Origin of the sequence: Vibrio sp. CJQ_6 (assembly GCF_043106745.1) — a bacterium.
Taxonomy (GTDB): Bacteria; Pseudomonadota; Gammaproteobacteria; order Enterobacterales; family Vibrionaceae; genus Vibrio; species Vibrio furnissii.
Genome location: NZ_JBICMV010000004.1, coordinates 93,916 through 116,153, shown reverse-complemented (window position 1 = coordinate 116,153; position 22,238 = coordinate 93,916). Strand labels below are relative to the sequence as shown.

Genomic DNA, 22,238 nt, shown 5'->3' with positions numbered 1-22,238 from the left:
CCGCTATCGACTTTGCCTTCAAAGCACTGTCGCTAGGGGTGCGTATAATACGCTTAAATTTCTGAGAGTCAACAGTTATTTTCAAACTTTCTTAACTCTCCACCGTAAACCACTTTGTGATGTTTGTCTCACTCCGTGTCGGTGAGGCGGCATTATAGGGAGGTCTGAAATTATGACAAGCACTTTTTTCAAATTAATTTTCGTTCGATTAAAAAGCCATCAACTCGCTGTTTATCGAATAAAATTCCAACATTTGAGGGGGGTCACAGCAATTGGTTGGAAAAAAACCAAGCATATACGTAAGATTCATGTGTCTATTTTGTTAATCGTAGACATGCATCTTATTTTTATCTGATAAGTAGTATTTCAATATGAACTCTAATAAATCGATGTTATGGATTATCGCGCTGGTCATTCTTGGCGCTGTTATTTTCTCTCAGGTATCGACTCACCCTTCGGTGAGTTTTGTTCTTGGTGTAGTGGCTGCAGCTATTATCTTTAAACTTTTTACTTCTACTTCTTCACCCAAGGAGTCTCAAGACGAGTCTTCGACTGCAACCAAAACACTGTATGTGGGTAACTTGCCTTATAAGGCGAATGAATCCCATGTGCGCGATCTGTTCGCACAGCATGGCGATGTGTTCGCGGTTCGCCTCATGAAGGACAAACGTACGGGTAAGCGTCGTGGATTTGGTTTTGTGGTGATGGCCGCTGGTCATGCACAAACGGCCATCGATGCTTTAAATGAGAAGGATTATATGCAGCGTACATTGAAAGTGCGGATTGCGAATGATCCTAAGCACCCTGAAGAGGGAATGGACGAACAGGACTAAATCCTAGTTGTTCCAGCTTTTCATTCAGTGCGTCTTCCTCCCAGGGAGGCGCACTGGAGAAAATGCTGTGCGGATGCTCGTCTTGCATACTGCCCGTTTCTAAATGCAATAGATCTTGTACTCGTCTTGCAATTGCTTCCCCCGAATCCACCAGCATGACATCCTTGCCTAATACGGCCTGAATCTCTTCTTTAATGAGCGGGAAATGCGTGCAGCCCAATACCGCGACATCAATGTGCTGACGCAGTGGACTTAAGATACTCGCCAACTCTTCTAGATCGACCGCTTTACCACGTAGCTTCTCTTCGGCCATATCAACCAGACGCGTTGAGCCCAGCAGTTCGACATTTTTATCAGAAGAGAAGTCACGAATCAGATCATGCGTATACTGACGCGTAATCGTTGCAGGCGTCGCAATCAACCCCACCGCTTTATGCGCCAATATCGATGCCGGTTTAATCGCAGGCACAACGCCCACAACCGGAATGGCAAGTTTGGCGCGCAAACGAGGCAGCACAATGGTACTGGCGGTGTTGCACGCAATCACCACGATATCGAAACCTTGCTGAGCGACCAAATTCGTCACCAGCATATCGACGCGCTGCAGCAATGTCTCTTGCGCTAATTCACCGTAAGGATAAGCGGCGTTGTCAAACAGGTAGGTATAACTCACTTGCGGCAGACGCGTTTGTATCTCGCGGTACACGGATAAGCCGCCCACACCGGAATCAAAAATGAGTGCTTTATATTGAGGATGTTCAGACACGCAATACCCCGGTGGTTAGCATCGTTAGAATTCAAAACGCCCTGATCATACTCCCTCTTTACGAATAGGCAACTACTGCGCAATGGCCCCAAAGGACGCCTGATAACGCTGATGACAAAACCGCTCGCCACACTCGACCAGTGTCAACACGAGGTGAATCGGCTGACGAAAACCCGGCGCAAACGTCACCAACGTGTGGAATTCGCCATCTTCTCCGCACGGATCCACACGCTCCGGTAAGCTTTGGATAAACTGAGCGCTGTACCATTGCCCACAATATGAATCATCCAATGCGTGGCCATCAGTGGTGACCACCAGCGTTTGAATGCCACGCGCGAGTATTTCTTGCGCCAGTGCGAACGAATCCTCGCCCAGCAGCGGCAAAACGCATTCCCAGCCCGCAGGCTCGATATAGCTTTTGCGATACTCGGCAATGCCATTACAGAACATGTCACCAAACGCGACAGCTTGTACGCCCAATCCGCTCTGATGAATCCCATTCACAATCAGAGATTGATACACCGGATTACTGGGAAATACTTCCGGTAATGCAATCTTGACCAAGGGCAATCCCAGCGCCTCGGCCTGCATCTCAACCACATTCAATGGCGTGGCCTGAAATGGCACTTCATCAGCCACATATGTGGTGAACAACCCCACCACTTCGTAGCGCGGGTCTTGTTGCAATCGCAACAGGGTCAGCGTTGAGTCTTTGCCGGACGACCAGCTCACAATCACTTTTTTCATCTTTGCCTCTGGATAACAAAAGCCGCCCGAAGGCGGCTTGAGGTTAGAACTGGTACGTGGCGTTCAAGTAGTAAGCTCTTTCTGGTGAACGATACCCGACAGCCGTTTCATACTGTTCATTAAATAGGTTCTCAACACGGGTACGCACGACAAAAGTGTCACTCACCCAATACCCCACCGAGGCATCCCACAAATTCGTCCCGCCGATGTAATCGTCACCTGTCGTTTCTGTTTTTGGCAGATTCAGACGTTTACCGGTGTAGGTGTACGTGGTGTTCACTTCCACATCCCCAAACTGCGCCGATGCTATCCATTTGTAGTTCTCTTTCGCACGACGCGCCAACTGAACACCATTGTCGTCCTTGTGATCTTTAAACTCTGCCACTAACGTATGGTTGATTGGACCGGTATCGAAGTTAACGTCCATTTCGAGCCCTTTAATGCGGGCGTCCACGTTGTCCGAATACCAACTGCCGCTGGTGCTTTCATACCAAATAATCAAATTGTCGACTTTGTTGTCGTACGCTGAGATGTTCCAACGGGCAAATGAATATGCCCCCGAGACACCCACTTCCATATTCCGTGACTCTTCCGCTTCGAGATCAGGTGTGGTGGTGAGGTCCGTGTAGCTTGGCGCTTTATAAGCCGTACCGTACGATGCTCGCACACGATGATACTCACCCAGTTGATAGCCGGCGGCCACCGACCACGTCGTGTGACCATCATACTTGTCATGTTTGTCATGACGCACATTGGCTTCAAGCACCCAATCGCTGATAGTGAACTTTCCAGAGCCGAAAGCCCCTTTCGTGTCTCTGCTCTCCCCTGCCAATGCATGCGCAGAACCGTAATTCAGTGCATCATCGTCAAGCGATTCACGACGTGCATCAATCCCGCCCCCCAACTGAATGTAGTCATTCAACTGATAAAGGTTGGCCCATTGAATCTGAGTGAGATCGATATTCGCTCGCGTGCTGGCGTTGTCCTTGCCTTCACTCTGGCTGTAGTCCAGATTCTCTGTTTGTTGGTAATTGAGGGTGACGAGGCTCTTGAGTTTCGTGCCTTCATAGTTCAGTTGCCCGGTAAAACTCTGGTTATCGGAATAACCGTGGTACACACTACCTGAAGAGTTGTACTCCACATCACTGTCAAACCAACTGGCGGAGACATAACCGACCCAGCGGTCATTGAAGCGATGCTCATAACCGCCCATCAGATTTTGGCTTTCATAGCCATAATCCACACCGGTCTGCGTGCTTTTAATGTCATAGCCATCGGTTTTCTCAAAACCCGCCGCCAGTTGCAGATGTCCTTGTTCATTCACATCCGCTTTCGCCACCACATCGCCTTTGCGCGCTTGATGACTCCCGATACCCACCGTCACTTGTTTCAGGTTATTGCCACGATGGGAGCGAGTAATGATGTTGATGACACCCCCCACAGCATCGGAGCCGTACATGGCAGCCCCCGGACCGCGGATCACTTCCAATCGTTCAACCAAACCGAGTGGGAAGCGGTTAATCGCCACACCACCAGCTGCGGAATCAATACGTACACCGTCAACCAAGACCAGCACATGGCTGCTGTTCGTCCCGCGCATAAACACGGACGCGCTATGACCACGGCCACCATTCTGAGCGATTTCAACACCCGGAACGCGACGCAGCACTTCTGTGAGCGAGTTTGCTTGGTACTGTTCAATTTCCTGACGGCTGATCACCGTGGTTGCGGATAAAACGGAAGTTTGTTTTTGTTCAAATCGGTTTGCGGTCACCACCACCGTTTCGTCTGCGGAAGTGTCCTGAGCGAATGAAAAAGAGGCGTAAGGAAGCAGCGACGCCACTGCCACCGCTAGAAGGGATTTATTCATTATGTTGTCCTAAATCGCGTTAATCCTACTGAGCATGGCTTCGTGCCGCTTCTTCGCTCAGCCGCTGGCAGGTCTTCGGACTTGAGAGCACTGTCTCCTACTAACTCGACTTCCCGCGATCGCAGTGTCACTGAGTGTTCGTTCTCTCTTACCGCTGCGCGTCAGTTCTGGATTCCCACCAGATTCCCTTTTCAGTCATTTAGCCATCTAGGCAGCTAAATCACACCAGCTTGGCGCTGATAGTATTGAGCAATGAGTGAATTGTCTAGCTCGGTTTGGCATAAGCTATAGTTTTACAGATCCAATTCTCATCAAATCGGGCACAAAACTGGACAAGTGCGAGGGATTGAATAAAATCTGCGCTCTTTATTTGAATGCACCCAAAAGGTAAAACCATGGCGACTCTCGATGTAAACCCAAACCACTACCAAGCGCAGCTGGATGACAAGGTCACTCGCCTGACCGACATGTTCCAGGCTTATCAGGTTCCTGAGCTGGAAGTGTTTGAGTCGCCGCAGCAACATTACCGCATGCGCGCGGAGTTTCGCGTGTGGCACGATGGCGATGACATGTACTACATCATGTTCAACCCAGAGACGCGTGAAAAATACCGTGTGGATCAGTTCCCAGCAGCAAGCCGTTTGATTAACGATCTGATGCCGCTGCTGATGGATGCCATGAAAGGTGACGACACGCTACGCCGCAAACTGTTCCAAGTGGATTTTCTTTCGACGCTCAGCGGCGAAGTGCTGGTGTCACTGCTGTACCACCGTCAGTTGGATGACGCGTGGACTGCGGCAGCGAAAAAACTCAAACAGCGCCTGAATGATGAAGGGTTCAACCTCAACCTGATTGGCCGCGCGCGGAAAATGAAAATCGTCTTGGATCGCGACTTCGTGGTGGAAAAACTACACGTCAACGGCCAACCATACATTTACCAGCAAGTAGAAAATAGCTTTACCCAACCGAACGGGAAAGTCGCGGAGAAGATGCTGGAATGGGCGGTGGATTGCACGCAAGAGAGCCAAGGCGACTTGCTAGAGCTGTACTGCGGTAACGGCAACTTCTCATTGGCCTTGGCGCAGAACTTCGACCGCGTACTGGCCACCGAACTGGCCAAGCCATCGGTGGAATCGGCGCAATACAACATCGCCGCCAATGCAATCGACAACGTGCAGATCATTCGCATGTCAGCTGAAGAATTTACTCAAGCGATGGAAGGCAAACGGGAATTCAACCGCCTCAAAGATGCAGGCGTGGATCTCAAGAGCTACAACTGCAACACCATTTTTGTCGATCCACCGCGCGCCGGCATGGACATCGACACCTGTAAGATGGTGCAAGGCTACGAACGCATTCTCTACATCTCGTGCAACCCAGAAACACTCAAAGAAAACTTGGATGTTTTGTGTGAAACCCACCGCGTCACCCGTTTTGCACTATTCGATCAGTTCCCTTACACCCACCATATGGAAGCGGGTGTGCTGCTGGAACGCAAAGCGTAAGCATAAAAAAACGAGCCTCATGGCTCGTTTTTTTTGTGTCCGTTTCCACCTACGAGGTGCGGCCCAGATACCCCAGCTTGCGACCGATCCACACCAGCAGCAACAGAGCGACTACAATCGCAAAGAAGTTCGAGCCCGAATCTGGATACTGCGCTTTGATAAACGCATTGTGACCAAACGCACCCACAAAGAAGCACGCCAAGCCCACCAAAGGAATATCCTCTGAAACGGGATGACGCAGATACTCTTGGTACAGCGCCTGCACGGACAACACCAATGCGATCAATGGAAAAATAGAAAAAGAGACCTCACTCATGGTCATCCACGACAAAATAGCGTCGCCACACATACCAGCCACCAGTGCCAGCACCAGCGTTTTACGTTCAGAACCGTGATCGGTTTTGCTGTTTTCCTTCGTCATTAATCTATTCCACCTTTGAGTCGATTACGTTCACGTTCTTTGCGATACCAGAACGCCCCCTTGGCGACCATTCGCAACTGCATGATCAGACGTTCCGATAACTCTTCCCGTGAACGTCGGTCTAAATCCAGCGCTTCTGCGCCTGAAGTAAATACCAAGATAACGGAGGCTTCCGCCTGCGTGACCGCTTCTTCGCGGTTCATACCGGTATTCACCAAGTATTCGGTCAGTTCGGCCGAAAAGTGCTGCATCTCGCGCGCCACAGCGGTCCGAAACGCCAAAGACGTTCCAGAACGTTCACGCAAGAGCAAGCGAAACACGTTGGGACTGCTTTCGATAAACTCCATGAAGGTTTCGACCGAAGTGCGAATCACGCTGCCCTCTTTGACGATGCGTTGACGCGCCTGACGCATCAGTTGACGCAGCAACAAGCCGCCTTCATCCACCATGGTTAAACCCAACTCGTCCATGTCTTTGAAATGACGATAGAACGATGTCGGGGCAATCCCCGCTTCACGGGCGACTTCCCGCAAGCTTAAATTAGAAAAACTGCGATCAGCGCTCAATTGGCTGAAGGCGGCATCAATCAGTGAACGACGCGTTTTCTCTTTTTGTTGTGCACGAATACCCGTAGATTTCATACTGCGTAAGTTCTCTGCCTGGTCCCATAATGGCCCATACTATAACGCGAATGTGAAACTTGTCTAAGTGGCAAAACGTGTCCGTTTGAGCCAGCAGACAATTTATCCTGCCGTGTGGTTCCCCGTTGCTCGCGCAGCCACCCGGCCAGTACGAGTGTGCAACACCGAATATTTCTTGCGATGACGTGATCCCCTGCACTCTCTGATGGGAACACGATTTACCGACTCGTGGAATCAGTTAAAATCTCGCTACAGCAATGTTAAGCGAAAATAACAAGGAAATCCTTATGGCACAGAACAACCACTTTGACGTCATCGTAATCGGCAGCGGCCCCGGCGGAGAAGGTGCCGCGATGGGGCTCAGCAAAGCGGGAATGAATGTCGCCATTATTGAAAAAGAGAGTGGCGTCGGCGGCGGATGCACGCACTGGGGCACCATTCCCTCCAAAGCCCTGCGTCATGCGGTCAGCCGGATTATCGAATTCAACAGCAATCCGCTATTTTGTAAGAACAACACCAGCTTGCACGCCACCTTCTCAACCATTCTGAGCCACGCCAAAACGGTGATCGACAAACAAACGCGCTTGCGCCAAGGGTTTTACGATCGCAACCAGTGCTCGCTGATTTTCGGCACCGCCAAATTTGTCGATGCCCACACCGTGGCGGTCACCAAAAGCGATAACACGATTGATCTCTACACCGCCGATAAGTTTGTGATTGCCACCGGCTCTCGCCCTTACCGCCCAAATGATGTCGACTTCAACCACGCACGCGTCTACGACAGCGACTCGATTCTCAACCTGAAACACGACCCGCGCCACATCATCATTTACGGCGCAGGCGTGATTGGCTGTGAATACGCGTCGATTTTCAGAGGCCTGGGCGTAAAAACCGACCTCATTAATACCCGCGACCGCTTGCTGGCGTTTCTGGACAACGAAATCTCCGACGCTTTGTCGTACCATTTCTGGAACAACGGCGTGATCATCCGCAACGACGAAACCTACGAGAAAATCGAAGGCACAGCAGATGGCGTCATTGTGCACCTGAAATCCGGCAAGAAGATGAAAGCCGATTGCCTGCTTTACGCCAACGGTCGAACCGGGAACACCGATAAACTCAATCTGGAAGTGGTTGGCCTGTCACCGGATTCACGCGGCCAGCTCACCGTCAACACCAACTACCAGACCGAAGTGGACCACATTTACGCCGTTGGTGATGTGATTGGTTACCCAAGCCTTGCCAGCGCGGCGTACGATCAGGGGCGCTTTACCGCGCAAGCGATCGCCAAAGGCAACGCAACCAACCAACTGATTGCCGACATTCCAACCGGCATCTACACCATTCCGGAAATCAGCTCGGTTGGTCGTACCGAGCAAGAGCTGACGGCCGCGAAAGTGCCGTACGAAGTAGGCCGCTCGTCGTTCAAACATCTGGCGCGCGCACAGATTTCCGGTAAAGACGTTGGCAGCCTGAAAATCCTGTTCCATCGCGACACCAAAGAGATTCTCGGCATTCACTGTTTTGGGGAACGCGCAGCAGAAATCATTCACATCGGTCAGGCGATCATGGAACAAAAAGGCGCAGCCAACACCATCGAGTACTTCGTGAACACGACCTTCAACTATCCGACGATGGCGGAAGCGTACCGCGTGGCCGCTTTGAACGGGTTGAACCGCTTGTTCTAACACAGCGCACAAAGCAAAAAACGCAGCTCAAGGCTGCGTTTTTTAATTGAATGCGATCAGGCGAGAAACGTCCCTTGCCGCCACTGACGCATCAGCACGACGCCCAAACTGAAACCGCGCATTGCCATAAAGCTCAGCATCGCCAACCACAACGCATGATTTCCCAAGAAGGCAAAGCCGTAGAACACCACAAAGAAGGTACTCGCAGCCACAAACATGCTGTTGCGCATTTCACGTCCTTTGGTGGCACCAATGAAAATGCCGTCCAACAAAAAGCACCACATGGACGTCAGCGGCATCGCCACCAGCCACGGTAAATACACCTGCGCCGTTTGCTGCACCGTTGGGATGTCGGTGATCAGCCGGATCAGCGCCGATCCATACCCACCAAACGCCAGCGTCAACAGCAAGCAGATCAACACACTCCAGAACGCACTGCCAATCATCGCCGCTTTCAGTTGCGCTTCATTTTTCGCGCCAATCGCTTTCCCCACCATGGCTTCCATCGCGTAGGCAAACCCGTCCATGCCATAAGAAATCATCATCAGAAAGCTCATCAAGACCGCATTGGCGGCCACGGTTTGATCGCCAAACGCCGCGCCCTGAAACGTCATAAAACTAAATGCCGCCTGCAGGCACAATGAGCGCAAAAAGATATCACGGTTAAGCGCGACAAAACGGCTGAGCCCCTGAGTAGATTCACGTAGCAAGGCCAAAGGCGAGGGCAACTGATGTTGCAGCCAATAGCGCCACACACACCATAAACCAAAACTCATGCCTGCATAATCGGCGATCACCGACGCCAATGCTGCCCCTTCGACTTTCCAGCCCAACCCGAGCACAAACAGCACATCCAACGCAATGTTGACCACGTTGGTGATGATCACCATCCACATCGGCGCACGTGAGTTTTGCGTCCCGAGTAACCAACCGAGCAACACAAAGTTCGCCAGTGATGCGGGGGCACTCCAAGCACGAATGACAAAATACTGCTGCGCGTAATGTTTCACTTCGGCACTGGCAGCGCTCAAACCAAACACCCCATCAGCAATGATGCGATGCAGCAGTAAAAAGATCACCGCAAACCCCAACGCCATCAACATACCTTGCAGCCAGACGCGCGCCAACCCCACGCGGTTGTCAGCCCCCAAGGCTTGCGCGGTTAAACCAGTGGTCGACATACGTAAAAAACCCAGCAGCCAGAAGGTCACGCTAATGACAGTGCCACCCAGCGCCACCCCGCCCAAATACCAAGCGTGCTCAAGATGCCCGATCACGGCAGCATCGACCAAGCCCAACAGCGGGATGGTGATGTTCGAGAGCACCATGGGAATCGCCAGCCACAACACCTGTCGATGCATGGCTGGATTGGAAAGCGTCTGAAAAAGAAATTGCACGGAGTCACCCTCAAGTCATTGAGAGCAAAGTGTATCGAAGATGAGCTACAACGGCTATGGTTTGCGCGGCAGGCTTACCAGCGGGCGTATACGACCACGGGGGTATAACGCTGCTTGAGGGCGCCGATTTTGCTGATGAGGCGATGCCAGAACTTCCAACGCCCGCAATGCCGATCCAGTGGAGAGTGCGTGCTCACCGAGCGCGCCCACGGCAGGCAATCCAACACCGCTTCACCCGCATGCGCAAAGCCATGTTGATACTGACCCGATCCCATGTTTTGCCCCAAACGAGTCGCTGTGCGATCGCCCGCTAGCACCAAACACGCACTGGCATTGACGAAGTTCAGCCCCAACGCGCGAATAAAACGCGACACCTGCGTGCGGTCCCCATCAAGCAGTGCGTGCTCACACACAATGAGCACCGGCGCGTATTCCGGCACCGGCAAGCGATCAAGCCAAGATAAATCGGTCACACTGCCGCAGCAGTGTTGATAACGTTCACTGCTGTGAAACAGTTTTTGACGCCACAATAAGTTTTCCGTGACATCCAATTCCAGCCAGTGACAGCGGCCATTGTCAACGCGATAAAAACGCGTATCCAGCCCCGCACCAACGTTCACAATCCAGCCATCTGGATACGCTTCCAGAAAACTGCGAACTTGTTGATCGCACAGTTGGGTCAATGTGACGTGCAGAAGTTGTTTTTGATCGATGTCGCCAGAGAGACATTCCGGCGCAAGAAGACAGCGCTGACACGCAGACGCAGCAATGGGGTCGTACACTAAACCGTTATCCACCAAGCTTTCGCGACTGCGCAACCACAACGGCTGCATCAAATTCGCAGGGATCGGATAACGTCTTGTTGAGGGGGAACGGGTTGAGCGCATTATCATCTTCCTTACATCGCACAAAGAAGATGATAATGAATATCAATTAGATTGACAAGTTATTGAGAATGACTCTCAGGGAAATCCTACATCCAGTCAGTATTGCGAATGATGCCAACCGCAATGCCTTCGATGGTCAGATCCTGACAAGTTAGATCCACTTCGATCGGTGAAAACGCTTCATTTTCAGCATGCAACAGCACTTTCGCGCCTTTGCGTTCCAAACGTTTTACGGTGACGTCATCTTCCACGCGGGCCACGACCACTTGGCCGTTGTGCACATCTTGGGTTTTGTGCACCGCCAGCAAATCACCATCCATGATGCCGATATTTTTCATACTCTCGCCATGAACGCGCAGTAGGAAATCCGCTTGTGGGCGGAACATGCCCGGATCAACCTGATAGTGCGCTTCGACATGCTCTTGAGCGAGAATCGGTTCACCCGCCGCCACACGACCAATCAGGGGCAAGCCTGCATCGTCTGCGTTGTCGTTCGCCGCTTCCACCAGAATACGAATCCCACGAGAGGCACCCGGTACGATTTCAATCACTTGTTTACGTGCCAGAGCTTTCAAATGCTCTTCCGCCGCATTGGCAGAACGGAAACCCAACTCACGTGCAATTTCAGCACGAGTGGGTGGCATTCCGGTTTCATCGATCTTGCTTCGAATCAGATCGAACACTTCTTGTTGGCGTGGCGTCAACGGCTTCATAAGTCACCTGTCTTTTTATACAGTTGCCTGTGAGTATATCCAGTATTTGGTGAAATGCAAACCAATTGCTCGTTTTTTATATCAACGGGTTAGATAAACAGAGCCTCGACCCACACGTAGCCGCAAATGGCCATGGCGACAAACACCGCCGCCGAGCCCATGTCTTTGGCGCGCCCCGCCAATTCGTGTTGCTCTGAACCAATGCGATCCACCACCGCTTCCACAGCACTGTTGAGCAGCTCCACCACCATCACCAACAGCACGGTGCCAATCATCAGCATGCGTTCTAATTGCGTGACATCCAGCCACACCGCCAATGGAATGAGCACGCAGGCGAGAATGGCTTCTTCGCGAAAAGCGGCTTCGTGTTTTAATGCCGCACACAGGCCTTGGTATGAATAGCGTGTCGCTTTGATGACGCGTTTAATTCCTTGAGGATTTTTTTGCTGCACGTGTGTTTCCCGTTCTAGACATTTCACGCAGAAATGCGCTTTGGTAATCATTAAAATTAAAAGGTTCGACCAGTTTCTGGTATGCTTGCTGCTCAAAAAAAGACACCGATTGACGTGTATCGCATTTTTCATGCTCTCTGTTTCTTATGAAAAACACGCTGCACGTCAGTTTCTGTATGTATTCTTGAGGCCTTGAACTCTTATGTCTTCTGGACACTCATTTTCGCGTTCCTTGTTGAAATTACCACTGTCTGTTCTGGTAAAAGGTACGGTCATTCCATCCAATCCGATCGATGATCTCGAGATTGATATTAACAAGCCGATCGTCTATGCACTACCCTTTCGCTCCAATGTCGACCTGTTAACGCTGCAAACGCATGCGTTACAAGCCGGCCTGCCGGATCCGTTAGAACCGCTGACCATTCATGGTCACACGCTGAAACGTTACGTGTTCATCTCGTCGCGCCCCACGCTGCTACAAGATGACAATCAGGTGCCGACCGATTCTATCGCCACATTCAGCGAAATGCTCAGCCTGCATCAAGAAGATTCGGAGTTGGATGTGCAGGTCATTCCTGCCACCGTCCTGTGGGGACGCAAACCGGGCAAAGAAGGTCGGGAACGTCCATATTTGCAAGCCTTGAATGGCCCGCAAAAAGCCAAAGCGGTCTTTGCCGCCGGACGGGACTGTTTGGTGCGCTTTAGCCCCGTGGTCTCGCTGCGTTATATGGCCGACTCGCACGGCACCGATGCCTCGATTGCCCACAAGCTGGCACGTGTGGCGCGCATTCACTTCTCACGTCAGAAGCTGGCGGCGTCTGGGCCGAACCTGCCACAACGCCACCAGTTGTTCCAGCGCTTGATGAACTCCCCAGCGATCGAAAAAGCGATTGCTGATGAAGCGGCCGCGAAGAACATCTCGCTGGAGAAAGCGCGCAAAGAAGCGCACGACATGCTTGATGAAATCGCCGCAGACTTCTCTTACTCGTTGGTGCGCAAAGGCGATCGCATTCTGGGTTGGTTGTGGAACCGCATCTATCAAGGCTTGAACATCAATAACGCCGCGACGGTGCGCCGTCTGGCACAAGATGGTCACGAGATTGTATATGTGCCCTGTCACCGCAGCCACATGGATTACCTGTTGCTGTCGTACGTGTTGTATCACGAAGGCATGGTACCCCCGCACATTGCGGCAGGCATTAACCTCAACTTCTTCCCGGCCGGACCGATTTTCCGCCGTGGTGGCGCATTCTTTATTCGTCGCAGCTTTAAAGGCAACAAACTCTATTCGACCATCTTCCGCGAGTATCTGGCAGAGCTGTTTGCCAAAGGTTACTCGGTGGAGTACTTCAGTGAAGGGGGCCGCTCACGCACAGGTCGCCTGCTGCAAGCCAAAACCGGCATGCTGGCGATGACCATTCAAGCCATGTTGCGCGGTCTCAACCGCCCGGTCACGCTGGTGCCCGTGTACATCGGCTATGAACATGTGATGGAAGTGGGTACTTACGCCAAAGAGCTGCGCGGTAAACGCAAAGAGAAAGAGAATGCCAGCCTAGTGCTGCGCACCATTCGTAAACTGCGCAACTTCGGTCAAGGCTACGTGAACTTTGGTGAGCCGATTCCATTGAACCAGTTCTTGAATGAGCAAGTGCCCGAGTGGACACAAGACATCGATGCCATGGGCGCCAGCAAACCCCAGTGGATGACACCGGTGGTGAACAAGCTCGCGACGAAGATGATGACGCACATTAACGATGCAGCGGCCGCCAATGCCATGACCCTGTGTGCGACGGCGCTTTTGGCATCGCGTCAACGCGCGCTGGCCCGTGACAATCTGGTGAAGCAGATCGATTGCTACCTGCAACTGCTGCGTAACGTGCCCTATTCCAACACCTATACCGTGCCAAGCGACAGCGCGGAAAGTTTGGTGCTGCACGCCGAATCACTGGATAAGTTTGTGGTGGAAACCGACACCATGGGCGACATCATTTCACTCGATCGCAATCAGTCGATTCTGATGACCTACTACCGCAACAACATCATTCACCTGCTAGCGCTGCCATCACTGATTGCGCAGATGCTGATCCGTCAGCAACAAATGCCGGTGGAACAGATTCAGACCTGTGTTGCGAAGGTGTACCCATTCCTCAAACAAGAGCTGTTCCTCAGCCATGATGAAACGCAACTCGATGAGGTGGTGATGCATTATCTCGCTGAGCTGCAACGCCAACAACTGGTGACGCTGGACGATGGCATTGCCACCATCAACCAAGCGCAGACTCAGGTGCTGATGCTGCTGGGTCGCACCATCTCTGAGACGCTGCAACGCTACGCGATCACACTCAACCTGTTGGTGGCCAATCCTGAGCTGGGTAAATCCGATTTGGAAAGCAAGAGCCAAGAAATTGCGCAGCGTCTGGGTCGACTGCACGGCATCAACGCCCCCGAGTTTTTCGACAAAGGCGTGTTCTCATCGATGTTTGTCACGCTCAAACAGCAAGGTTACCTCGACAGCGATGGCAACTGCCACCTCGACCAGACCAAGCACTTCTCGCGCATGCTCTACACCATGCTTTATCCTGAAGTGCGCCTGACCATTCAGGAAAGTATCTGTCAGGTGGAATAATTCCCCGCAGACACACAAAAGGCATCCCGCGGGATGCCTTTTTTCTTGCTCATACGTAAATCATGTTGATGCCAAATACCGCGGCCACGCTTAGAGGAAAGAGATAAACATCCCCAAAGCGATCGCCATCCCGACGTAGTTGTTGTTGAGGAACGCCTGAAAACACGGCATGCGGTCGCGATGGCGAATCAGATGCTGTTGATACACAAACAAACCGCTGGCCGCCAACAATCCCCAATAGTAACTGGCGCCCAGTTGGAAGCTGTACCCGAGCGCAATCAGCATCGCGATGGTCAGCAGTTGCAACACACCGATGATCAGTTTATCGAAGCGGCCAAACAGAATCGCGGTAGATTTCACCCCGATCAGCAGATCGTCATCACGGTCAACCATGGCATATTGCGTGTCGTAGGCCACCGTCCACAGCACGTTGATCACAAACAGATACCACGCCACCAGCGGCAATTCACCCGATTGCGCCGCCCACGCCATCGGAATCGACCAGCTAAACGCCAAGCCAAGAAAGAATTGTGGCAGGTGCGTATAACGCTTCATAAACGGGTAGATGAACGCCAGAATCAACCCGGCAAACGACAGTTTGATCGTCAGCGGGTTCATGGTCAACACCAAGAGAAACGACAGCAGCGACAGCAGCACAAACAGCGTAAAGGCTTCACGCGCCGTCACTTTGCCTGCAGGCAGCGGACGCTGCGCGGTCCGTTTGACGTGGCCGTCGACTTTGCGATCGGCAAAATCATTGATCACGCACCCCGCCGAACGCATGGCAAACACCCCAATCACAAACACCACCAACACGTTGAAATCCGGCATGCCTCGCGCGGCTAAAATCAACGCCCAAATGGTCGGCCACAACAGCAGCAATGAGCCAATCGGACGATCCATGCGCGTTAACTGCCAATAGGCACGGGCTTTTGCAGTATTCATCTACACTCTCTCCTTAGAGTAAATCAGTGAGTCTGGCAGAAACAGTTCTGCCACCAACATGGGTTTGTCGTTCATCCACAAGCGGGAGCGGCGTGCCATCAGCGGGCCGTGCGCGGTGTGCGCCCAGCCAACCTGCAAAGCGTCACGTTTCGCATTGTCAGAGCTGAACACCGTCAAGCCCAGCGGAATCTCGCCTTGTTGGGTGAAATCGTGGGATTGATCCTGCAGTGAAGAGCGTGGAATCAATGTGCTGCCTAACACCCAAGGCACCTCATCTCCCAATAGAACCACCTGACGTAAGAGGCAATCTTCGTGTGCCAATAGATCAATTTCATCCGCCTGAAGCGCGTCGTGACTCATCACTTGGTTACGCAACAAATTGACACGAAAATGCTGACAATGTTGTGCCATCAAATGTGATAATGAGCCCTGCTCTAACAACCAAATTTTGGCGTTTTCATCAGGATACCGGAAATGGTCTGGCTGCTGCCATGTGACCTGGCGCAAAGCCGTCAAATAAAGCGAAGTTGTTTGATTCATACTAGTATTCAATATGACGTTTGATCGTCATACAATAAGGCCCAACTGGGGAGACATCCCTGAACTTTCGAACCCTATCAAGCATTTTGTTTACAATTAGATGCGCTATTGTAACAAGACTCGGGCGTTTCGAGTATCGTGAACCGTAGAAAGAATTGACAGAAATATGCTTAAACGTTATCTAGTCCAAACAATGCTGGCTCTCGGCTTGCTTCTTCCGTGCGTGGCTCATGCCGAGGAAAACGAAGCGCCGAAGTTTGCCTATTTCACCCTAGAACCCGATCTGACCACCAACTTTTATACCAAAGGCAAAAAGCTCGGCTATATTCAGGTACGTATCGACATTATGGTGGCCAGTAGTACGGACCTGCCCTTGATTGAAACGCATCAGCCACTGATTCGTGATGCGGTGGTCGAATTGCTTGGCAAACAGACGGAAGACACCATCAAGTCGTTGGCCGGACGTGAAGATTTACGCAAAACCTTGGTCGAGCAGCTCAATAATATTCTACTGACAGAAACCGGGCGACGTGTCATCGCAGACTTACTGTTCACCAAGTACATTTATCAGTAAGCACCACGCCCCATCGGTGCGACAGCGATACAAAAAAGCGGCTCATCAGCCGCTTTTTTTAATGCGTTAGTTCTGCGCAGTTTTGGACTGAAAACGTCCGGCATCATGCAAACCGAGCACCACGCCGGTCACCAATCCGGCCAGGTGCGCCGTATTGGCAATCGCCATAAAGGGTTGCACATACCCCAACACCAACCAGACCAGCATGAAACCGATCAGCGGTTTGGGCATGCTAAGGCCCACATGTGGCGCGCGCACGCCGAGCATCCACAAGTAGCCGACCAGCGCATACACCACGCCCGACAGACCACCAAAGTTGGCCCCTTCGACCCAATATTGGCCAGCGCCCGACAGCGCAGCCGAGATCAAAAACACTTGCAGTAACTTGCCACTGCCGAGGCGCTTTTCGATGTCGCCCCCCAGTTGCCACCACCACAACAGGTTGAACACAATGTGGATCACCGAGAAATGCAGCAACGCATGCGTAAACCAGCGCCATAACTGCCATTGCTGGCCCGCGTGCGCCGGAAAGTGCAGCGCGCCAAAAATCTGATTGCCCAACCCCACATAGGCCAGCACGAAGATCACCGCGCACACCGCCATCACCAACAGGGTCAACGGGCCCGCTTTCGCGCGCACCATCGCCATCATGCTGGGCGAACGGTAATGGAATTGAGATTGACGGGATTCGGCCATCGTCCACGACGCGGCCTGATATTTAGCATCATGTGGATGGTGCAAAAACTGCTTTAATTCCGCTTCCGCTTCCACTTGGTGCTGATCGTCGACCAACCACAGCGCAAACTGATTCCCCCCTTCCGGCATCATCTGAATTTCAATCTGGCGCGAGGCCATGTAATCGATGAAGGCTTGCGCCACGCGCGGGTTATTCAGGGCAATCAGTCTAATCATAAGTCAGCTCGCTACGACAGGCAGGTTGGCACGATGCCAGGCTTCAAAACCACCATCGACACTATACACCTGTTCAAAGCCCTGGTTAACCAGGTATTGCGCCGCTCCTTGGCTGCTGATGCCGTGGTAACACATTACCAGCACCGGTTGATCAAATTCGACTTGTTCCATGAAAGAGACGATCGTGTCATTGGTCAGGTGATATGCCGTTTGGGCATGCGCCACAGCAAACGACTGCGGATCACGAATGTCGACGAGCTGGGCATTGTGTTGTTCGATGAGTGCTTGCGCACCCGCCACATCGATGTGCTGAAATTGGTCCATGTTGAGTTCTCATTTGGGCGTTGTTTTACAGCACACAGTGTAACCTATCCCACGCTGAACAAGTACACGGGCGGAGTAAGGTTATCCACCAGCGATCAAATTCTCATCATTTGTGGATAATTCTGTGGATTGCGTTGATAAAGTGGTTTGATTGAAATCGATCCACAACATCTTGTGATGATCCTGATTTAGTTGTGTGTAAAGAGAAACATATCCCCAAATAGAAAACAGCGTTCAAGCCTTGATTTACCCCGCTTGATGACAGTCAGTAAATAATTTTGTCACAGAGTTATCCACAGAAGCGACTTGACTTCGGATCGCCCCTGTCGATCAAGCATAAAAAAACCGAGATCCAGAGATCTCGGTTTTTCATCAATACGTCAGACTTACGGAGGGTGGTTAGAATTCGCCAACCGCGTCTTTCAGTTTCTTCATCGCATTCTTTTCTAGCTGACGAATACGCTCAGCAGAGACGTTGTACATTTCAGCCAACTCTTGCAGCGTGGCTTTCTGGTCGTCTAACCAACGTGAACGCACAATGTGTTGGCTACGTTCATCCAAGCTCGACAGCGCAAGCGCCAAGCGTTGGTTGGTGTGCGCTTCCCAGTTCTGGGCTTCGACGTTTTCCGCTAAATCCGATTGCTTGTCTTCCAAGTACAACACCGGCGCGGTGTACGCGTTCGGGTTGTCGTCATCGTCGTTCGACATTTCAAACGTCGCATCTTGGGCGGCCAAGCGCGATTCCATTTCACGCACTTCGGACGGTTCAACGCCCAGCTCGCGTGCCACGGTTTCGACCTCGCCGTTATTGAACCAACCCAGACGCTTTTTCGATTTACGCAGGTTGAAGAACAACTTACGTTGCGCCTTGGTGGTGGCAATTTTCACGATGCGCCAGTTACGCAGCACGTACTCGTGAATTTCTGCTTTGATCCAGTGCACCGCAAAAGACACCAGTCGTACACCCACCTCTGGGTTGAAGCGTTTCACCGCTTTCATCAAACCGATATTGCCTTCCTGCACCAGATCGGCCATTGGCAGACCGTAGCCGGAGTAACCACGAGCAACATGAACAACAAATCGAAGGTGCGACAGGATCAACCCTTTCGCGGCTTCAATATCACCTGAGTAATGTAATCGCTCAGCCATTTCACGCTCTTCTTCAGCGGTCAGCATAGGGTAGCTGTTCACTGAACGGATGTAGCTGTCTAAGCTGTCCTGTGAAACGAGAGCCATTGGATACGCTTGGTTAGTCATTCAAATCCTCATCAATCTCTGATCTGGAGTAAGTTTTAACCCATCAATCTTGAACCCAAAATGAACAGGTTTCAAGACTCGATTGGTCATTATGCACAAACTGTCGGTGGTGACAAGTCACGCCGCCACGCGGATTGAGCACTGTGGGTTAAGACCCACAACGCTTACACAGGTTCAATTTCTTTTAAATGTCGACGCGCGGAGACGCGTGCCGCAATGCAGCCTAAAAATGTGCCCAACATCAGCAGCAACAGCGATTCATCCCAGCCAAGGCCAATCAAACGAAAACGGCTGTCGTACAACTTCGCCAACTCTTCGACAGCGCCATTGAGTAGCACCGTGATGAGTGCCGTCAGCAACCATGCCGCCAACGCCCCCAACAACCCAAACCACATGCCCGAATACAAGTACGGACGCAGAATGTAGCTGTCGGTCGCACCAATCAGCTTCATGGTTTGAATTTCATCTTTATTGGCCTGCACATTAAAGCGCAGCGTGTTACCGACAATCAGAAACACCGAGGCCAGCATCAGCAGCGATAAACTCACCACCACCACACTGGCCAAGTTGCGAATCGCATCCAGCCGCGCCAGCCAATCTTCGTCGAGGCGCACATCGGTGACGTCATCTTCGCCTTGAATGGCGCGCGCAATCGCTTTGATCTGCTCTTTGTCGTCAATGCCTGGGCTAATCACCAACACCCCCGGCAGTGCGTATTCATCCAGCAAGCTGATCGCTTGGTCAAATCCGGCATACTGGCTTAAATCGTCCAGCCCTTGTTGGGGCGAAATGTAATCGACCACCGCCACATCGCTGCGACTTTCAATCTGGTCTTTGAGCACCATGATCCGCGGCTCCGGGGTGCCCTCTTTCATATACACACTGATTTGCGACGGGCTGGCCACGTTGTCGGCCACCGACGCGATATTTTTACTCAGCAAATACATGCAGGCCGGCAGAGACAATGCCATCGAAATCACCGCCAGCGTCAACACATTGCCCAGCGGGCGCTGCCACAAGGCCGAAAACGATGCCTTGGCCTGCTTGATGTGCATGGTGAGGAAACCGTCCGTTTTTGCCCGCTTGTTGTCGCGCGCTTTAGCTGGCTTCTTGGCGTTGGGTTTAATGGCCATAATCTTCGACCTCACTCAAAAATCCCTGATTCAGTTCCATGTGACGGTACTGCGGACGCGAGTTGACTAAATTGATGTCGTGCGTCGCCAGCAAAATGCTCACGCCGGCCCGGTTAAACTCTTCAAACAGGCGCAAAATGCGATTCGACAATTCTGGGTCGAGGTTTCCGGTCGGTTCGTCAGCCAGCAGCAGTGTGGGGCGATTGACCACCGCACGCGCGATGCCGACTCGCTGTTGCTCACCGCCAGAAAGTTGCGTAGGCAAACAGCGGGCTTTGTCCAGCAAACCGGTTTTATCTAGTGCCGCCGATACGCGACGTTTGATGTCGTTTTCTGAAATCGATTCGATGCGCATCGGCAACGCCACATTTTCAAATACCGTGCGATCCATCAGCAAACGATGATCTTGGAACACGATGCCGATGTTGCGGCGCAGAAAAGGAATGTCTTTGGCGGGAATTCGCGTGATGTCGTGACCATTGAAGCTGATCTTGCCATCGGTCGGACGTTCAATCGCACAAATGAGTTTCAGCAGCGTACTTTTCCCCGCCCCGGAGTGACCGCCTAAAAAGGCCATTTCGCCACGGCGCAAATGAAAGTCGACTTTTTGCAGTGCTTGGCGTCCGCCGCGGTAGGCTTTACTGACTTGTTGGAACTTGATCACGTATCCTTCCCCTGTTGACCGTTAACCCCAGCCAGGCGCAATACGATACGTCTGGCTGTGTGGCAGATTCAATTACTCGTCGCGACTAAACAGCGCGTCGATAAATTCCTGCGTTGCAAATGGACGCAGATCGTCAATGCCTTCACCGACACCGATGTAACGAATTGGAATTTGGAACTGATCGGCAATCGCAAAAATCACGCCGCCTTTGGCAGTGCCATCGAGTTTGGTCAGCGTGATCCCGGTCAGCGGCGCCACGTCACTAAACAGCTTCGCTTGGCTGATGGCATTCTGGCCGGTACCCGCATCAAGCGTCAGCATGATTTCGTGCGGCGCTGAATCGTCGATCTTCTTCATCACGCGCACGATTTTGCGCAGCTCTTCCATCAGATTCGCTTTATTTTGCAAACGGCCAGCGGTATCGGCGATCACCACGTCCACGCCACGCGCTTTTGCCGCTTCAATCGCATCGTAAATCACCGAAGCACTGTCGGCACCCGTGTGCTGCGCAATCACAGGGACGTTGTTGCGCTCGCCCCAGATTTGCAGTTGCTCGACCGCTGCGGCGCGGAAGGTATCACCGGCCGCCAGCATCACTTTCTTGCCTTCGGCTTGGAACTGTTTAGCCAGCTTACCGATGGTGGTGGTTTTACCCACACCGTTCACGCCCACCATCAGAATCACGAATGGCGTTTTGCTGCTATCGATCACCAGCGGCTGCTCAACTGTCGACAGAATCTCGGCCATCTCGTCTTTGAGCACACCATACAAGGCTTCGCCGTCACGCAGTTGCTGACGTGATGATTTTTCGGTCAGGCTGGCAATGATTTTGAGCGTGGTGTCCATCCCGACATCGGCCACCAACAGTTGTTCTTCCAACTCTTCAAACAGGTCGTCGTCAATTTTTTTGCCTTTAAACAGGCCAAAGAAACCGGCACCGATGTTGGCTTTGGTGCGGCTTAGGCTACGTTTCAGGCGCGCAAAAAAGCTTTCGGTGGGTTTTTCTTGTTCTTGCACACGTTCCGGCTGCGTGGCGGCTGGTATTGCTTCGTCAACCGCGACCTCGGTTGCAACGTCTGTTTCTGCTTCTGCTTCTGCTTCTGCTTCTGCTTCTGCTTCTGCTTCTGCTTCTGCTTCTGCTAAGGCAGTCTCGGGTTCCGCGACAGGCTCTTCAACCGGGTTCTGTTGTTCATCTTGTTCTGTATCGGTTGTTGGTTTCTGGCTCTGTTCTTCATCACCAAAGCCAAGCCATGACAGTAAGCCACGCTTCTTCTTTTCCGTCATCTGGGGATATCCTGGATTGATTTAACTCACACACCGAAGCCGATTGCGCCCTGCACGCC

At 52.0% G+C, this 22,238-nt stretch carries 22 protein-coding genes and 1 riboswitch; of the genes, 5 read left to right on the top strand and 17 right to left on the bottom strand.

The genetic code is table 11. The features are described from left to right. Positions 1-371 precede the first annotated feature (371 nt). Positions 372-833, top strand: a complete 462-nt coding sequence (locus ACF8PK_RS00580) for an RNA-binding protein (protein ID WP_038150749.1) — start codon at positions 372-374, stop codon at positions 831-833. Here ACF8PK_RS00580 and murI read toward each other — a convergent pair. The 3 genes from murI to ACF8PK_RS00565 all read right to left on the bottom strand — a co-directional run bounded on the left by murI (position 796) and on the right by ACF8PK_RS00565 (position 4,216). Then, positions 796-1,599 (bottom strand): glutamate racemase, encoded by an 804-nt coding sequence (gene murI / locus ACF8PK_RS00575; RefSeq protein WP_392439515.1) that lies wholly within the window; start codon positions 1,597-1,599, stop codon positions 796-798. The two genes, ACF8PK_RS00580 and murI, sit on opposite strands and share 38 nt — an antisense overlap. Positions 1,600-1,671: 72 nt before the next feature. Beyond that, complete coding sequence (locus ACF8PK_RS00570) at positions 1,672-2,346, bottom strand: ATPase (protein WP_392439513.1); 675 nt, start codon at positions 2,344-2,346, stop codon at positions 1,672-1,674. 43 nt (positions 2,347-2,389) lie between these two features. Continuing rightward, positions 2,390-4,216, bottom strand: a complete 1,827-nt coding sequence (locus ACF8PK_RS00565) for a TonB-dependent receptor domain-containing protein (RefSeq protein WP_004724478.1) — start codon at positions 4,214-4,216, stop codon at positions 2,390-2,392. A 48-nt stretch (positions 4,217-4,264) separates the two neighbouring features. Next, positions 4,265-4,461: riboswitch (cobalamin riboswitch) on the bottom strand. Between the two features lie 150 nt (positions 4,462-4,611). Here ACF8PK_RS00565 and trmA point away from each other — a divergent pair. After that, on the top strand, positions 4,612-5,721 hold the full coding sequence (gene trmA / locus ACF8PK_RS00560; RefSeq protein ID WP_172561730.1) for a tRNA (uridine(54)-C5)-methyltransferase TrmA: 1,110 nt from the start codon (positions 4,612-4,614) through the stop codon (positions 5,719-5,721). Positions 5,722-5,770: 49 nt separating this feature from the next. Here the strand turns inward: trmA and ACF8PK_RS00555 are convergent, their stop codons facing one another. Both ACF8PK_RS00555 and fabR read right to left on the bottom strand, forming a co-directional pair. Continuing rightward, positions 5,771-6,142: a YijD family membrane protein gene (locus ACF8PK_RS00555; RefSeq protein ID WP_014204266.1), complete on the bottom strand. Its 372-nt coding sequence runs from the start codon at positions 6,140-6,142 to the stop codon at positions 5,771-5,773. Further along, positions 6,142-6,783, bottom strand: a complete 642-nt coding sequence (gene fabR, locus ACF8PK_RS00550) for an HTH-type transcriptional repressor FabR (protein WP_004724434.1) — start codon at positions 6,781-6,783, stop codon at positions 6,142-6,144. The genes ACF8PK_RS00555 and fabR overlap by 1 nt, the downstream gene beginning before the upstream one ends. Positions 6,784-7,070: 287 nt before the next feature. On the opposite strand from fabR, the gene sthA reads away from it, so the two are divergent. After that, positions 7,071-8,471, top strand: coding sequence for a Si-specific NAD(P)(+) transhydrogenase (gene sthA / locus ACF8PK_RS00545; RefSeq protein WP_014204265.1), 1,401 nt, complete (start codon positions 7,071-7,073; stop codon positions 8,469-8,471). Positions 8,472-8,527: 56 nt separating this feature from the next. Here sthA and dinF read toward each other — a convergent pair whose 3' ends face one another. The 4 genes from dinF to ACF8PK_RS00525 all read right to left on the bottom strand — a co-directional run bounded on the left by dinF (position 8,528) and on the right by ACF8PK_RS00525 (position 11,920). Further along, on the bottom strand, positions 8,528-9,832 hold the full coding sequence (dinF, locus tag ACF8PK_RS00540) for an MATE family efflux transporter DinF (RefSeq protein WP_392439520.1): 1,305 nt from the start codon (positions 9,830-9,832) through the stop codon (positions 8,528-8,530). 110 nt (positions 9,833-9,942) lie between these two features. Continuing rightward, positions 9,943-10,755, bottom strand: coding sequence for a class I SAM-dependent methyltransferase (locus tag ACF8PK_RS00535; protein ID WP_392439510.1), 813 nt, complete (start codon positions 10,753-10,755; stop codon positions 9,943-9,945). 86 nt (positions 10,756-10,841) lie between these two features. Then, positions 10,842-11,468: a transcriptional repressor LexA gene (gene lexA, locus ACF8PK_RS00530; protein ID WP_004724427.1), complete on the bottom strand. Its 627-nt coding sequence runs from the start codon at positions 11,466-11,468 to the stop codon at positions 10,842-10,844. A gap of 89 nt (positions 11,469-11,557) precedes the next feature. Next, on the bottom strand, positions 11,558-11,920 hold the full coding sequence (locus ACF8PK_RS00525; protein ID WP_014204262.1) for a diacylglycerol kinase: 363 nt from the start codon (positions 11,918-11,920) through the stop codon (positions 11,558-11,560). 202 nt (positions 11,921-12,122) lie between these two features. On the opposite strand from ACF8PK_RS00525, the gene plsB reads away from it, so the two are divergent. After that, positions 12,123-14,546 (top strand): glycerol-3-phosphate 1-O-acyltransferase PlsB, encoded by a 2,424-nt coding sequence (gene plsB, locus ACF8PK_RS00520; protein WP_392439507.1) that lies wholly within the window; start codon positions 12,123-12,125, stop codon positions 14,544-14,546. 90 nt (positions 14,547-14,636) lie between these two features. Here plsB and ubiA read toward each other — a convergent pair whose 3' ends face one another. Both ubiA and ACF8PK_RS00510 read right to left on the bottom strand, forming a co-directional pair. Then, a complete protein-coding gene (gene ubiA / locus ACF8PK_RS00515; RefSeq protein ID WP_004724423.1) occupies positions 14,637-15,491 on the bottom strand; it encodes a 4-hydroxybenzoate octaprenyltransferase in 855 nt (284 codons plus the stop codon). Continuing rightward, on the bottom strand, positions 15,492-16,031 hold the full coding sequence (locus ACF8PK_RS00510) for a chorismate lyase (protein ID WP_055466655.1): 540 nt from the start codon (positions 16,029-16,031) through the stop codon (positions 15,492-15,494). A gap of 166 nt (positions 16,032-16,197) precedes the next feature. Between ACF8PK_RS00510 and ACF8PK_RS00505 the strand changes: the two genes are divergently transcribed. Then, positions 16,198-16,605, top strand: coding sequence for a flagellar basal body-associated protein FliL (locus ACF8PK_RS00505; RefSeq protein ID WP_014204260.1), 408 nt, complete (start codon positions 16,198-16,200; stop codon positions 16,603-16,605). A 66-nt stretch (positions 16,606-16,671) separates the two neighbouring features. Here the strand turns inward: ACF8PK_RS00505 and glpG are convergent, their stop codons facing one another. From glpG to ftsY, 6 genes are all read right to left on the bottom strand, one after another. Then, positions 16,672-17,517, bottom strand: coding sequence for a rhomboid family intramembrane serine protease GlpG (glpG, locus tag ACF8PK_RS00500; protein WP_392439503.1), 846 nt, complete (start codon positions 17,515-17,517; stop codon positions 16,672-16,674). Positions 17,518-17,520: 3 nt separating this feature from the next. Then, complete coding sequence (gene glpE / locus ACF8PK_RS00495) at positions 17,521-17,841, bottom strand: thiosulfate sulfurtransferase GlpE (protein ID WP_055466653.1); 321 nt, start codon at positions 17,839-17,841, stop codon at positions 17,521-17,523. 399 nt (positions 17,842-18,240) lie between these two features. After that, on the bottom strand, positions 18,241-19,098 hold the full coding sequence (gene rpoH, locus ACF8PK_RS00490) for an RNA polymerase sigma factor RpoH (protein ID WP_038150731.1): 858 nt from the start codon (positions 19,096-19,098) through the stop codon (positions 18,241-18,243). Positions 19,099-19,262: 164 nt separating this feature from the next. After that, the gene (ftsX, locus tag ACF8PK_RS00485; protein WP_154180506.1) at positions 19,263-20,231 is read right to left on the bottom strand and encodes a permease-like cell division protein FtsX; all 969 of its coding nucleotides are present in this window, start codon (positions 20,229-20,231) and stop codon (positions 19,263-19,265) included. Then, positions 20,221-20,895 (bottom strand): cell division ATP-binding protein FtsE, encoded by a 675-nt coding sequence (ftsE, locus tag ACF8PK_RS00480; RefSeq protein ID WP_004724409.1) that lies wholly within the window; start codon positions 20,893-20,895, stop codon positions 20,221-20,223. The genes ftsX and ftsE overlap by 11 nt, the downstream gene beginning before the upstream one ends. Before the next feature lie 72 nt (positions 20,896-20,967). After that, positions 20,968-22,179 (bottom strand): signal recognition particle-docking protein FtsY, encoded by a 1,212-nt coding sequence (gene ftsY / locus ACF8PK_RS00475; RefSeq protein WP_392439499.1) that lies wholly within the window; start codon positions 22,177-22,179, stop codon positions 20,968-20,970. Between the last annotated feature and the right edge of the window lie 59 nt (positions 22,180-22,238).

What these genes read in the sequence shown, in the direction of transcription:
- ACF8PK_RS00580 (WP_038150749.1), top strand. Translation starts at nt 372, where the DNA reads ATGAACTCTAATAAATCGATGTTATGGATTATCGCGCTGGTCATTCTT.
- ACF8PK_RS00570 (WP_392439513.1), bottom strand. Translation starts at nt 2,346, where the DNA reads ATGAAAAAAGTGATTGTGAGCTGGTCGTCCGGCAAAGACTCAACGCTG.
- ACF8PK_RS00565 (WP_004724478.1), bottom strand. Translation starts at nt 4,216, where the DNA reads ATGAATAAATCCCTTCTAGCGGTGGCAGTGGCGTCGCTGCTTCCTTAC.
- trmA (WP_172561730.1), top strand. Translation starts at nt 4,612, where the DNA reads ATGGCGACTCTCGATGTAAACCCAAACCACTACCAAGCGCAGCTGGAT.
- ACF8PK_RS00555 (WP_014204266.1), bottom strand. Translation starts at nt 6,142, where the DNA reads ATGACGAAGGAAAACAGCAAAACCGATCACGGTTCTGAACGTAAAACG.
- fabR (WP_004724434.1), bottom strand. Translation starts at nt 6,783, where the DNA reads ATGAAATCTACGGGTATTCGTGCACAACAAAAAGAGAAAACGCGTCGT.
- sthA (WP_014204265.1), top strand. Translation starts at nt 7,071, where the DNA reads ATGGCACAGAACAACCACTTTGACGTCATCGTAATCGGCAGCGGCCCC.
- dinF (WP_392439520.1), bottom strand. Translation starts at nt 9,832, where the DNA reads ATGCATCGACAGGTGTTGTGGCTGGCGATTCCCATGGTGCTCTCGAAC.
- ACF8PK_RS00535 (WP_392439510.1), bottom strand. Translation starts at nt 10,755, where the DNA reads ATGCGCTCAACCCGTTCCCCCTCAACAAGACGTTATCCGATCCCTGCG.
- lexA (WP_004724427.1), bottom strand. Translation starts at nt 11,468, where the DNA reads ATGAAGCCGTTGACGCCACGCCAACAAGAAGTGTTCGATCTGATTCGA.
- plsB (WP_392439507.1), top strand. Translation starts at nt 12,123, where the DNA reads ATGTCTTCTGGACACTCATTTTCGCGTTCCTTGTTGAAATTACCACTG.
- ubiA (WP_004724423.1), bottom strand. Translation starts at nt 15,491, where the DNA reads ATGAATACTGCAAAAGCCCGTGCCTATTGGCAGTTAACGCGCATGGAT.
- ACF8PK_RS00510 (WP_055466655.1), bottom strand. Translation starts at nt 16,031, where the DNA reads ATGAATCAAACAACTTCGCTTTATTTGACGGCTTTGCGCCAGGTCACA.
- ACF8PK_RS00505 (WP_014204260.1), top strand. Translation starts at nt 16,198, where the DNA reads ATGCTTAAACGTTATCTAGTCCAAACAATGCTGGCTCTCGGCTTGCTT.
- glpG (WP_392439503.1), bottom strand. Translation starts at nt 17,517, where the DNA reads ATGATTAGACTGATTGCCCTGAATAACCCGCGCGTGGCGCAAGCCTTC.
- glpE (WP_055466653.1), bottom strand. Translation starts at nt 17,841, where the DNA reads ATGGACCAATTTCAGCACATCGATGTGGCGGGTGCGCAAGCACTCATC.
- rpoH (WP_038150731.1), bottom strand. Translation starts at nt 19,098, where the DNA reads ATGACTAACCAAGCGTATCCAATGGCTCTCGTTTCACAGGACAGCTTA.
- ftsX (WP_154180506.1), bottom strand. Translation starts at nt 20,231, where the DNA reads ATGGCCATTAAACCCAACGCCAAGAAGCCAGCTAAAGCGCGCGACAAC.
- ftsY (WP_392439499.1), bottom strand. Translation starts at nt 22,179, where the DNA reads ATGACGGAAAAGAAGAAGCGTGGCTTACTGTCATGGCTTGGCTTTGGT.